9 protein-coding genes are annotated in these 13,188 nt (G+C 60.3%); 6 read left to right on the top strand and 3 right to left on the bottom strand.

Annotated features, from left to right (window positions below):
• Positions 1-5: 5 nt before the first annotated feature.
• Positions 6-1,922: a glycoside hydrolase family 35 protein gene (locus tag JMA46_RS04845; protein WP_247647063.1), complete on the bottom strand. Its 1,917-nt coding sequence runs from the start codon at positions 1,920-1,922 to the stop codon at positions 6-8.
• Between the two features lie 212 nt (positions 1,923-2,134).
• Between JMA46_RS04845 and JMA46_RS04840 the strand changes: the two genes are divergently transcribed.
• Positions 2,135-3,157 (top strand): LacI family DNA-binding transcriptional regulator, encoded by a 1,023-nt coding sequence (locus JMA46_RS04840; RefSeq protein ID WP_207344173.1) that lies wholly within the window; start codon positions 2,135-2,137, stop codon positions 3,155-3,157.
• 17 nt (positions 3,158-3,174) lie between these two features.
• On the opposite strand, the gene JMA46_RS04835 is transcribed toward JMA46_RS04840, so the two are convergent.
• Entirely contained in the window at positions 3,175-4,095 is a 921-nt protein-coding gene (locus JMA46_RS04835) for a BadF/BadG/BcrA/BcrD ATPase family protein (RefSeq protein ID WP_207344172.1), read from the bottom strand.
• 17 nt (positions 4,096-4,112) lie between these two features.
• Between JMA46_RS04835 and JMA46_RS04830 the strand changes: the two genes are divergently transcribed.
• The 3 genes from JMA46_RS04830 (at position 4,113) to corA (ending at position 6,823) form a co-directional block, all read left to right on the top strand.
• The gene (locus JMA46_RS04830) at positions 4,113-5,168 is read left to right on the top strand and encodes a nitronate monooxygenase (RefSeq protein WP_207344171.1); all 1,056 of its coding nucleotides are present in this window, start codon (positions 4,113-4,115) and stop codon (positions 5,166-5,168) included.
• 101 nt (positions 5,169-5,269) lie between these two features.
• Entirely contained in the window at positions 5,270-5,785 is a 516-nt protein-coding gene (locus tag JMA46_RS04825) for an Lrp/AsnC family transcriptional regulator (protein WP_207344170.1), read from the top strand.
• 42 nt (positions 5,786-5,827) lie between these two features.
• On the top strand, positions 5,828-6,823 hold the full coding sequence (gene corA, locus JMA46_RS04820; RefSeq protein WP_207344169.1) for a magnesium/cobalt transporter CorA: 996 nt from the start codon (positions 5,828-5,830) through the stop codon (positions 6,821-6,823).
• Positions 6,824-6,841: 18 nt separating this feature from the next.
• On the opposite strand, the gene JMA46_RS04815 is transcribed toward corA, so the two are convergent.
• Positions 6,842-8,128: a GNAT family N-acetyltransferase gene (locus JMA46_RS04815; RefSeq protein ID WP_207344168.1), complete on the bottom strand. Its 1,287-nt coding sequence runs from the start codon at positions 8,126-8,128 to the stop codon at positions 6,842-6,844.
• Between the two features lie 152 nt (positions 8,129-8,280).
• On the opposite strand from JMA46_RS04815, the gene JMA46_RS04810 reads away from it, so the two are divergent.
• On the top strand, positions 8,281-8,910 hold the full coding sequence (locus tag JMA46_RS04810) for a malonic semialdehyde reductase (RefSeq protein ID WP_207344167.1): 630 nt from the start codon (positions 8,281-8,283) through the stop codon (positions 8,908-8,910).
• 324 nt (positions 8,911-9,234) lie between these two features.
• Complete coding sequence (locus tag JMA46_RS04805; RefSeq protein WP_247647068.1) at positions 9,235-13,095, top strand: family 20 glycosylhydrolase; 3,861 nt, start codon at positions 9,235-9,237, stop codon at positions 13,093-13,095.
• Positions 13,096-13,188: the final 93 nt, after the last annotated feature.

Genomic DNA, 13,188 nt, shown 5'->3' with positions numbered 1-13,188 from the left:
TCCGGTTAGCCCAAATCCTCAACATACGTTACCCCGGTAAGGCCCAGATTAGGTTCTTCGTGGAACTGGGCATGTGTACCACCGTGCTCAAGCTCAAGCACTGTGATCTTGTTGCTGCCAGGTTGCAACAGCGGTCCGGGAACGTACAGGGTCACCTGTGGTCCGATCTCCCAGAAGCGTCCAAGCAGGAAGTCATTGACCCACACCAGTCCTTTTCCAAAGCCAGGCAGGGCAAGATGGGTATCGGCGGCTTGCTCGAGGCGCAGTTCACCACGGAACCAGCCCGCCCTGCGAGTCTCCGAGGCCGGTGCTGTGGAATTGGCGCTGTCAGGATTCTGCGTACCGCCGGGCACCACCCCCACTTGCAGCAGTTCGGTGAGCGGCCTTTCCAAGTTGATCGGGCGCTGTTCCCAATGGAAGACGTAGCGCTGGTTGATCAGGACGCCGTCGAGGATGCCCTTGCCTTGACCAAAATTCGGGCCGTAGTTGATGCGACCCTGGTTTTCCACAAGGATCTCGAGCACGGCAAGCTCGCCGGCGCCGTTGACTTTCAAGCCTTCCTGGCAGTTGGCGTCGGTGAGCACGCCGGCGTAGACGTTGTCCGCCCAAATGTAGGCCCTGTCGTGCAGGCCGCGGATCTTTATGGTCCCTTCACCCATGGGCAGCACCGCCTGGGCAGTGTAATGGACGAGGCCGCGGTCCAGCCCCAGCTTCTCAAAGGACATCGGTTTGACACTGCGTACTGGTTCCACGGCTCGGGCAAAGTCCAGCAGGGCCGTGCCGGGGTGCAAGGCCACGGTACAGGCAGGGACGACAGGTGCCGGATGCTCCAAGTGGGCGGGGATGGGCGCCAGCTCCCGTCCGGATGCAGTGTGGAACGCCTCACGCATGGCGTGAAACTTCTCCGTCAGGCGGCCGTCCTCGGCGATCGGAGCGTCGGAGTCGTAGCTTGTGACGGTCGGCTGGATGGAGCCGTCATGGTTGGCCCCCGAAGACAGCCCAAAATTCGTCCCGCCATGGGCCATGTACAGGCAGATGGAGCCACCAAGGTCAAGGATTTTCGTGGCTTCTGCAGATGCATCGGCCGCACTTCGTGTGTGGTGGTCCTCGCTCCAGTGATCAAACCAGCCGTTCCAAAACTCAACGTTGAAGAACGGCTCGCCCGGACGCCGTCGCTCCCAGACGGCGTCCGCATCGTCCCCGCGCGAGCCCAGGGTCGCCGTTGCCCACGTGTCTGGCAGGGCGCCGCCGTCGAGGAAGTAGTCCGTGCCGCCGTCGGCCGTGAACAGCATTTCAGTGATGCTCCGGTCCAACAGGGCCTGGCGATTCCAGCGCAGGTATTCCTTGTCGTCGCCATAGCTGCCGTACTCATTTTCAATCTGGACCGCAATCACGGGGCCGCCATGGCAGGCCTGTAGCGGCTCAATGACTGGCAGCAACGTATCGAACCACTTCTCCACCACATCCGTGAACAATGGGTCCGAGGAACGCAGCACCATGTCAGGATTGGAGATGGCCCAGGACGGGAATCCGGCATTGTCCCATTCAGCACAGATGTAGGGGCCAGGCCTGACAATGACGTCCAGGTCTGCATCGCCAGCCATGCTGATGAAGCGGGCGATGTCCCGCCAACCGTTGAAGTCCGGGGCAGCGTCTTCATAAGGCTGGTGGAAGTTCCAGGCAATGTAGGTGTCCAGGGTATTCACACCCATGGCCACAAGCCTGTCAATCCTGTCCTGCCACTGCTCGGGGTGGATACGGAAGTAGTGGACGGCACCGGCAATGATGCGGTGCGGCTCACCGTTGTTGTAAAGCTTTCGATCTGCATAGCTCAGTGCGGAAGTCGCGGCCTCGGCATCCATTGATGCAGCCAGTACTGATGCACCAGGGGCTGCCCCTGACAAGGTCGTGAACTGTGACAACTAGACTCCTACACTAATGTTCCAAAGGAAGAAAGAGAAAACTGTTATGGATAACAATCTTAGGCGAACACCCTCGGTTAAACGAACGAGGATGTAGGTAACAATAGGGGATTCACGGTATGTTACAAGTAAACAAACCTTCTTGCAGCTGGGTTCGCCCAAAAGAAGCGGTGCCTAAACAGGCAAGCGTACCCCATATCCCAAGGAGAGCAATGAGTACCGAGCAGTTCACCCGTGGGCCAGCTATGCGCGATGTTGCCGCAGCAGCCGGAGTCTCAGCACAAACAGTTTCACGGGTGCTCAACGACCATCCCAACGTTCAAGACAGTACCCGGCGTCGCGTCATGGCTGTCATTGAAGAGCTCGGCTACCGGCGCAACAACACCGCCCGCGCCCTGGTCACCGGGAAGTCCCGGACCCTCGGCGTATTGACGCTGGCAACCAACAATTATTCGCGGTCCTCGCTTGCGCTCGGCATTGAGTTGGGCGCACGCGAAGCCGGTTACACTGTGAACTCAGTCACCTCAAGCCTTAGCGCCACTGCACTGACCGACGCCGTCAGCCGGCTGGTGCATCAAGGCGTGGACGGCATTATCATCGCCGCTCCGCTGCAAGACGCCGCCGAGCAGGTTCGACACATCACAGCACGGATCCCCACCGTCAACACCGACGGCTCCTCCAGCATGGGCGAGCGCATGGTGGGTGTTGACCAGGATATTGCCGCGGTTTTGGCGACCAGGCATCTGCTGGACTTGGGCCACAAGACAGTGTGGCATGTGGCTGGGCCCGCAGATTGGTCCGATGCGGCCAGCCGCCTGAACAGCTGGCGCCGAACCTTGAAGGAAGCGGGGAGGGAAGTGCCTCCGGAACTTCACGGTGATTGGAGCCCGGAATCCGGCTACCGCAATGGTCTTATTCTGGCGCGTATGCCAGAGGTCACCGCCATTTTGGTGGCAAGTGATGAGATGGCCTTTGGTGTGCTGCGTGCACTGACTGAACTGGGACGGCGCATCCCCGAGGACGTCTCGGTCGTGGGCATCGATGACATCGATCTGGCCGCATTCTCAAATCCACCACTGACCACCATCCGCCAGTCTTTCGAAGACACGGGCCGCCGTGCCGTGCATCGCCTCGTATCCCAGATTGCACACCCGGAAGAGGCAATTGCCCCCGACCTCGTGGCACCCACTCTGGTGATCCGCAGCAGCACCGCTCCCCCACCGCCGGGCAGCTGAAGTTCCGGACAAGTGGCTCAGGTAGCAGGCTGCTGCGCGCCGACTAGAAGCGGGATGCCAAAAATGGGGTCCTGTTGCAAGATGTGTACATCATTGAGCCCCAATGCGGCCAGCTGGAGCTTAAACGCTTCCTGCAAGGCGGGGACATTGCTGCCCATGCCACTGCCCAGCACGATGGGGCCCGGGATATCAAGCTGGCTAGCGACCTTGGCCGCCATGCCAGCCAAGTCTGCGGCAGCCTGCACCACCATGGCACGCGCTCCCGCATGCCCTTGCGCTGCCGCGGCAAAGACCACCGGAGACGTGGCAGCCCAGTAACGCCGAGTGGTGTCTTGGTGGAAATGACGAATGAGCTCTCCTGGGTGAGCAAGTCCGCAGTATTCCAACAGGGCTGCCGTGAGTTCATCGGCAGGCTGCCCCGCGTCCATCCGCCGCAGGCTGTGGCGCACTGCTTCCCGGCCCAGCCAGTAGCCACTGCCTTCATCGCCGAGCAGGTAGCCCCAGCCGCCGGCCCTGGCTTGTTTCCCTTCAGCGTTGACGCCCCAGGCAGCCGAACCGGTCCCCGCGATGACGGCCACGCCCTCGCTGGCCCCCGATGCCGCAAGCAGCAAGCGGGTGTCATGGACCACGCTCACCTGGGCACCAGGAACAAAAGGTGCGATGAGGCTGCGAAGTGCCGCTGCGTCGTCGTCCGTGTCAATACCGCCCGCGCCAGCAAAGACTTCAGTGGCACCGGCGGCCTCCAGCTGGGCAAAAAGCTCCGCCATGTTTTCACGAGCCGTTTCCACACTTACGTTTTGGACATTGGTGCTTCCCACGCTGTGGTCGGAGGTGACGGCGCCGCCGGTCCAGACGATTCCACGGGTTTTGGAGCCGCCAATGTCCAAGCCCACAAAGCGGGCCTGGCGTGTCGATACGTTAAGAGGGTCTTTGTCCACGCCTCTAGACTAGTGGCATGTTCAGCACACCCTTAATAGCAGCCCCCATGGCGGGTGGAACGACGACACCGGAGCTCACCTTGGCAGTCCAAGGCGCCGGAGCTTTTGCTATTGCCGCCGGAGGGTACAAAACCGCAGAACAGTTGCGCGCACACATTGCGCCTCTGCGTGCCAGCGGCCTGGACTTTGGCGTCAACTTGTTTGTCCCCCGTCCTGCCGCGGAGTTGCGAGCGCGTGAGCAGGACGCTTTGTTGGATGCGTATCGCACCGCACTACTGGCAACGGCTGCCCGGTACGGCGCGGAGCTGCCGCAGGAACTGCCTTCTGCCGAGGATCCGCCTGTGCAGGACTTTTGGGCGGAGAAAATTGCTCTGCTGCTGGCGGATCCGGTTCCAGTGGTCAGCTTTACCTTTGGCTTGGCCCCGGCCAGTGTTGTTGACCAGCTGCACAAGGCAGGCACCCGTGTCCTCGCATCGGTGACAAGCGTTCCCGAGGCACTGGCCGCAGCTGAGACCGGAGTTGATGCCCTGGTGGTTCAGCACACCAACGCCGGCGGCCATACGGCAGCCTTTTTGCCCGTCCCCGCAGCTGGAGATTCCAGCGATCCGGCCAAGAACCGCACACTTCCACAGCTGATTGCGGCGGTGAGTGCAGCTGTGGAATTGCCGCTGGTTGCCGCCGGCGGTGTCAGCGATGCAGCAAACGCGAAGGCCGCTCTTGCTGCCGGCGCGCAGGCGGTGGCCATCGGCACAGCCTTGATCCGCACCCATGAGAGTGGGGCCAGGTCGCTGCACAAGGACGCACTGGCCGATCCCGCCTATACCCGCACAACCCTGACAAGGGCCTTTACGGGAAAGCTCGCCCGCGCATTGGAGAACGACTTCGTCCGCACCTTTACTCAGGCGGCCCCCGAAGCGTATCCGGAAGTACACTTCCTCACGGCGCCGCTGCGGGCAGCTGCCGCGGCAGCCGCAGATCCACAGTCCCTCAACCTATGGGCCGGCACCGGCTGGAAATCCGCCCAGGCAGCTCCGGCTGCAGACGTGGTGCAGGCATTCCTCCGCGAACTCTAAGCTCCTACAGATCAAATATTCGGTAATTTGCTAGAATTGCGAACGAACGCACACAGCAGTTGGCAGTATTATGACGAAATTCAGGACTCTTGGAGGGCCTCATGGCAACACCGGCGAAGAACGTTCGACGCGAGCAAGCACAAGGTAACCTGTCAACCGAGGTGCTGGACGCCGTCGACCGCCAGATCATCGACACACTGCTAGCTGATGCCCGCATCACGAACCGGGACCTCGCCGACGCCGTCGGGATCGCACCGTCAACGGCGCTGATGCGTACCCGTGCTCTCATGGAACGCGGAACGATTGAAGGCTTTGAGGCAAAACTGAACCTCACCTCGATCGGCCGCGCCGTGCAGGCCCTCATCGCTGTGCGGCTGCGCGCCCACGACAGGGACCAGATCGATGCCTTCACGTCCCGGGTGCCGCTGTTGCCCGAGGTGCTTTCCACGTTCCACACCTCCGGTTCGGTGGACTACCTGCTCCACATTGCCGTCCGCGACACCGATGCATTGCGTGACTGGGTGCTGGACAACCTGACCACTGACCCCGTCGTAGGTCACACCGAAACCACCCTTGTCTTCAAACATATTCCGGGGCACACGGGACCAATCGGCTGACCCTGCACGCATTGCCCTACCTCCCTCGCCCATAATAGGCAGGTGACCATCATTGATAATGCCGTCTATGTAGACGGCAAACGCTTCGCCAATCCCGACAGCCTCGATCAAACCTATGAGGTGATGGATTCCTGCCACGGCATGGCGTGGATAGGCATGTTCCGGCCGGACGCTGAAGAAATGCGCTCGCTCGCAACCGAGTTTTCTCTCCACGAGTTAGCCGTGGAAGATGCCATCAAGGCCCATCAGCGGCCCAAGCTGGAACGTTACGACGACGTCCTCTTCACTGTGCTGCGCCCGGCCCGCTACGACGATGAGAGTGAGACGGTGGAATTTGGCGAACTACACGTTTTCACCGGTCCGGACTTTGTCGTCACCATCCCTCACGCAGAGACCCCCGGTCTGGGCTCAACCCGGACACGTCTGGAAGCTGACCCCGAGTTGCTGGCTCTGGGCCCGGAAGCGGTGCTTTACGCCATCATGGACCAGGTGGTCGACGACTATCAGCCAGTGATCAATGGTCTGGAAAACGACATTGACGAGATCGAGGATCAACTTTTCGCAGGAGAGCCCAATGTCTCACTGCGTATTTACCAGCTCTCCCGCGAAGTCATCCAGTTCCAGCGGGCCATCCATCCCTTGCAGGAGATATTGCAACAGCTCAAAGCCGGCTTTGAAAAATTCCGCGCGAACGTCGAGCTGGAGCGGCGCTTGCGGGACGTGGAAGACCATGTTGAAACTGTCACGGCCAAGGCAGACTCCTTCCGCCAGCTGCTGCAAAATGCGCTGACAGTTGACGGCACATTGACCACGAACCGGCAAAACGAGGCCGCTGCCGCCGAGAACGAACAAGTAAAGAAGATCTCCTCCTGGGCAGCCATCATCTTCGCCCCGTCTTTTGTGGGTTCCATTTACGGCATGAACTTTGACATCATGCCTGAACTCCACTGGGCGTACGGATACCCCTTCGCCCTGACATTGATGTTCCTGGTTGGCCTTGTCATGTATGTGATCTTCAAGAAGAAGGGCTGGCTCTAAGCGCGCATAGGCACTTGGCTACGTCCTGGCCAATGCCGCAATGTCCTCAAGGAATTCCGCCGCCACGGCGTCGCTGACCGTGGCCCTCGTCTCCGCTACGGTTTCCAGGTAGTCGGCCGTCTCCGGACCACTGCGTGTGGTGAGCTGATCGTCGTCGTACACGGCCTTCTCCAAGGCGCGCTGGGAGGCGCTGCGGGCAGCAAACTCAATGTCGGCCGGCGAGAAGCCGGCACTGGCCTCCACGAGCATTTGAATGTCGATTTGCCCGGCGACTGTGGCTGGAATGAACCGCTGCCACATGGCAGCGCGGGCCTGCTCGTCGGGCAGCCCGATCGGGATGACATAGTCGAAGCGGCCGTGGCGCAGAAAAGCGGAATCCAGAGACCGGATGAAGTTCGTGGCACAGACCAGGATTCTTCCGGGCTGGTCGCGGAAGGCCGGGATGATCTTGAGCAGCTCATTGGTGACGCCCTGCATGGGAGAGGGCGGCTCCCCCGAACGCTGCGAGGCGATCTCCTCCACCTCATCGATAAAGACCACAGCGTGTTCCAGCTCGGCGATGTCCAGGAAGGTTTGACGCAGGGCGCCGGCGAGTCCACCGGGATCCCCTGCCAGCCTCGACGGGAACACCTCCACGAACGGCCACTCCAGCCGGGAAGCGATGGCCTTGGCAAAGGTGGTCTTGCCCGTGCCGGGAGGACCAAACAGGACGACGGCGCGCGGCGGCACTACACCAAATTCCTCAGCCAGTTCCGACTTGGCCAGAGGGAGGACCAAACGGCGCTCCAGCAGTTCCTTTTCAGCGCTCATTCCTGCGACGCGGTCCCAGAGGTCCCGTGGCAGGATTCGACCGCCAAGGTCCTCAAGCGCACCGCGTTCCGCGCGCTGGACGGGGATGTGCCGTTCAAAGTAGCGAAGGTTCTTTTTCACCACGAAGCCACGGTTGCTGAAGGCTTCAACGCGGGTTTCCGTCTCCGGCATGAGTGCGGAAAGCTTGTTCAGTCCGTGGCTGGCCATGCGGCGTTCGACGGCGGCCAGCAGCAACGTGCCTATCCCGCGGCCGCGGAAGGAGGGGCGGGTGGCCAGAAAAACGATCCAGCCTTGGTCGTGCGCGGCACGCCCTACGGCGGCGCCGACAATTTCCTCGCCATGAACCGCCACCACGGCATGGTCCTTTTCACAAGATGCCAGCACTTCGGAAAGGTCATAGACCGGTTCCACACCGTCTTCGCGCAGCGCCTGCCACAGCTGAAGAATGCCCTCAACGTCGTGTGCATGAAAATCGCGAATGGTCCATGTCGTCATAAAACTGCCGCTCCTTTGCGTTGGCCACTGCCCGCATCATGGCACAGCAACGCCTACGTGTTCCACTTCACGGCCAATTTGGAAACATTTCGGACCTTGCCAGCGCTGTAAAAAAGGAAGAACGTTCACTGGAGTTAGAGAAAGCTGATCACATGAGCCTTGACGTTGCCACCGAACCGGACCTTCACCATGAACTCGTTGTTGACAAGGAAGCTGCGGCGGCCTTGTTCCTCGACGCCCGCACGGCAAACAACTGGGCGGATGGGGAGATTGCCGAAGAAACCTTGCAAGCCGTCTATGCGCTGACCCGGATGGGCCCGACTGCCATGAACATCCAGCCGATGCGCATCACGTGGGTCCGCTCGCCGGAAGCTCGGGAACGCCTGGCCGTGCACATGAATGACGGCAACCGGGCCAAAACCTTGGCGGCACCCATGGTTGCCGTGTTGAGCTACACCACCCAATGGCATGAACTGATCCCCACCACGGCACCGCACATGTCCGCAATGGTGCCGACTTTTGAGTCAAATCCCGACGCCCGCAAGCTCATGGCCGTGAACAACGCACACCTGCAAGCGGGATATTTCATCATGGCCGCCCGTGCCGCAGGACTGGCAGCCGGTCCTATGACCGGCTTCGATGCTGCAGGTCTCGACGGTGATTTCAATGTTGACTCCGCCAGCAAATCCTTCATGGTGGTGAACCTTGGGCGCCCCAGCGATGTTATCGATCGCGCACGCCTCCCGCGGCTCGAATTCGACGCTGCCAACGTAACCTTGTAAGAAATATTTACCTACTTTTCAGACCCCATCGGGCGGAAAGTCAGTAGGCGCGCTGCGCTCCGCTTTTCGCGGTGAGCGGCGCGCTTTTCGTCAATATTCACCTAGATTCCGTGGTTCTGATCAGCGAAATGACGATCCTCTACTGACATATTTTCATCCATAGTCCAGGTGCTCACAACTGACTGTGCCCTCGACTTCCGCTCCCCGACCTGCGCCTGTCACTTAATAGCCCGCGTCCGCCTGTTCATCCACCGCTGGTATGGATAACATCACCTTGTGTGATTTGTGTCTCTCGCGTCAACAAAGGATGAATACGTGCGTTCCATGTGGAAGAAAACTCTAGCGATGGCGGTGGTGACGCCAGCCATGCTACTCACCATGGCTGCGCCGCCCGCCGTGGCTGCTCCGGGCGATCCCGCCCCAGTAAATCTTGCCCTTGCCTCTGCCGGCGCTACTGTCACCTCATCCGGTGACGAGACCCCTGGCTCCAACGGCACCGACCTTGCCATCGATGGCGACGGAACCACCCGGTGGTCCTCGGATCATGCCGACGATGCACAGCTGACAGTAAAGCTGGCCAAGCCGGCGGTCATCGACAAGATCGTCATCAAATGGGAGGCCGCCTGTGCCGCCCAGTACAAGCTGCAGGTCTCAACAGACGGGGTTTCCTTTGTGGATGCCACGGACGTTATTTCCCGTGCCAACTGCGCTCCGGAAACCCCCGACACCCAGACCATCGCTGCGGCTTTGGCTGGCAGTAAATACCAGTATGTGCGCATGCAGGGCGTGAACAGGACGCCCATTGCTGGCACCAAATGGGGCATCTCACTGTTTGAAATGGAAGTTTGGGGCGTCCCGGCTGCTGCCGGCCAAAACGTTGCGCTGGCCTCAGCCGGCGCAACGGTGAGCTCCTCCGGACAGGAAGTCGCAGGCCAGTGGGGTCCCGCCCTTGTCATTGACGGCGACACGGATGCCACCAAGCCCAACGCCCAGCAGTCCCGCTGGTCCTCTAACACGGCTGACAATGCCCACATCACCGTCAAGTTGGCTGCGCCGACCGTCATTGACCATGTAGCCATCGTCTGGGAAAAGGCGTGCGCCGCCAAGTACAAGCTGCAGGTCTCAACCAACGGAACGGACTTCGTCGACGCCACAGGCGAGATCGCACCCACCTGCAACACGCGCGACGTGCAGAAACTCAACGCCAGCGTTGCTGGCAGCGCCTACCAGTACGTTCGCATGCAGGGTATCGACCGCACGCCGATCGACGGCAAAAAATATGGCATCTCCCTGTGGGAATTCGAAGTGTGGGACGGCGAAGAAGCCACCACACCAACCCCTGCTGCCGAGCCCATCAACTTGATCCCGCTGCCGGTCAACATGGAAACCCCGGATGAGGCACCCTTCATTCTCGGGGCAGGCTCGCGCATCGTTGCCAACACGGCCGAAGCCACGACGAGCGCCAACTTCCTGGCCGATGTTTTCCGTACCTCCACCGGCCTAGAGCTGCCCGTGGTGGATGGTGAAACGGGCGACGCGGACGACATCGTGTTGCTGCAAACCCCTGGCAAAATCCCCAATTTGGGGGCTCAGCTTCAGGAAGAGGCCTACACGCTGAGCGTCGACGCACTCACGGGCGCCAAGGTCACCGCGGCGACCGACGACGGTATCTTCAACGGCATCCAGACCCTGCGCCAACTTTTCCCGGCGTTCATTGAATCAAAAACCAAGGTCAACGCCAACTGGTCTGCTCCAGCCGTGGAAATCTCCGATGCTCCGCGTTTTGACAAGCGGGGCATGATGCTTGACGTAGCCCGCGACTTCAAGACCCCCGCCGAGGTCAAGGCCATTATCGATTCCCTGGCGGCCTACAAGATCTCCACTTTGCACATGCACCTTGCCGACGATCAGGGCTGGCGCATCCAGATCACCAACGACGGCAAAAAAACCGGCGATGACATTGACTACAACCTTCTGACTGAGGTCGGTGGCAAGTCGGCCATGACTCAGTTCAACCGCACCTATATGGACCACCTCGGCTACACGGGCTTCTATACCCAGGACGAATACAAGGACTTGGTGGCCTATGCCGCCGAACGCCACATTGAGGTCATCCCGGAGATCGACGTTCCGGGGCACACCTCGGCCATCCTGCACTCCATTCCCCAGCTGAACACTGCTGGCACCAAGCCGAGCGTTGATGAATGGGGCGTAGTTCCCGCGGACGGTACCGGCAATGTAGGAACGTCCACCTTGGATGTCAAAGCACCGCAGACGTGGACGTTCCTTGAGCACGTTTTCGGTCAGATCGCGGACATGACACCCAGCGAGTACATCCATATTGGCGGCGATGAATCCCATGTGACGGGCCACGACAACTATGTCGAGTTCATCACCAAGACGGTGAAAGTCATCCACGACTTGGGCAAGAAGCCGATCGGTTGGAACGAGGTCGCCATTGGTGGCCTCGAAGAAGATGACGGCATCCAGTATTGGGTTGGCGGCACCACAGACACACTGAAGGCCATCAAAGACTTGGGTGCCAAACTCATGGTTTCCAACGGCTCCACGGCCTACCTTGACATGAAGTACAACTCCAAGACGCCGATCGGCCTGACGTGGGCCGGCATGGGCGACTTCTCCAAGTACTACGACTGGAATCCGGCAGCCGTGGTTCAGGACGGCGGGGTCAACCTTCCCGACTCCGCCATCCTTGGTGTGGAGGCCCCCCAGTGGTCGGAGACCATCCGTGGCGGCAAACAAGCCGAGTTCATGATTTTCCCGCGCGTGATTTCCTTCGCCGAAATCGGCTGGACTCCTCAGGCGCAGCGAAATATTGGCGACTTCAAGGTACGCATGGCTGCGATGGGTCCGCGCATGCTGGCCAATGACACCAATTTCTATGACGGCAACGAAGCCAAGTGGAACTCCGCTCTGGCGGGCCTGCCCGTGGCTGTCTCCCCCGGCAAGGCTCTGAACCTCAATGTTGGACAGCTGGCAGCGCCTGGCACGAAGGCATCGGCCGACGGCTCCTCCATTGCCGTTGACACGGTTGACGACGCCGACGGCGTGAGCGCCTCGAGCATCGTGGGCAATCTGGGTGCAAGCATCAACTGGGGTGATGGGACAGCCACCACCGCCGCAACTTTCGTTGCCAACACGGCACGCAACCACATGTCCTCCGGCAGCCTGTACCAGTTGCAGGGAACACACAGCTACGCCACAACAGGAACCTACACAGGCACCTTGACGGCAACTAATGGGACAACGGCAAAGTTCACCGTGGTTGTTGCGCCCGGCACCGCTGACCCTGAGCTTCCCTACGTTTGGGATTCATCCCAAACCCCCACGTTGGAAACAACCACCTCCACCGTCCGCGCCGGATACCGCGCCTTGACCACCTTGACCGGCTTCGTACCCGGCGAATACGTGACCCTCACCCTGGGCGGCAACAAGGTTGGCACGGTCCTTCCCGATGCCGAGGGCAAGGTGACGTTGCAGATGCCGGTGTACCCAAGCACCTACTCGGGCAAGAATGCACTCACTGCCACGCAGGGTGAGCGCACGGCCACCACCTCCTTGAATGTGGAGTCAAGTGTGGTTCCACTGCCGAACAAGATCACGCAGAGCGATATCTCCATCGCCTCGGTCTCGTCCCAGGAACTAACTGGCGAAACCGCACCGAACGGTCCTGCCGCTGCTCTGCTCGATGGCAAAGTGGACTCCTTCTGGCACACCAAGTGGAAAGGTGGCACAGAGGAGTTCCCGCACTCAGTTGTCTTTGACCTGTCCAAGAGCTACTCCGTGACGGGCTTCGAATACACCCAGCGCCAGTCCAACACCAACGGCAAAATCAAGGACTACGAGATTTTTGTCTCCGACAGCCCCACCGACTTTGGCACCAAGGTTGGATCAGGCTCCTTCGCAGACATTGCCCGTCCCCAGGTGGTGACCATTGAAGGAGGCAAGGTTGGCCGTTACGTGAAGCTGGTGGGCCTGAACTCGATCGCTGGCAACAGCTTCGGCGGTGGTGCGGAAGTCAACATTGGCGGCGTCCTGCCGGACGCACCGGTTGAGTCTGTTCCGACCCTGACGGCACAATCCGGCACCGTCGAAGCCGGCAAGGACTTGACCTTCAATCTCAAGGGCTTGGCGAGTTCTAGCGGTCGTTGCAACACCCCTTGAAAACGGGAGTTGCTCCACCCATGGATTCACCGTCAATTAATGATGCTTTCTTAACGGAAAAATCACCATTGGGGATAGGCGCTGATTTGGCTG

Origin of the sequence: Arthrobacter sp. E3, from assembly GCF_017353415.1 — a bacterium.
In the GTDB taxonomy this organism is placed as follows: Bacteria; Actinomycetota; Actinomycetes; order Actinomycetales; family Micrococcaceae; genus Specibacter.
This window is presented reverse-complemented; position numbering and strand designations above follow the sequence as displayed.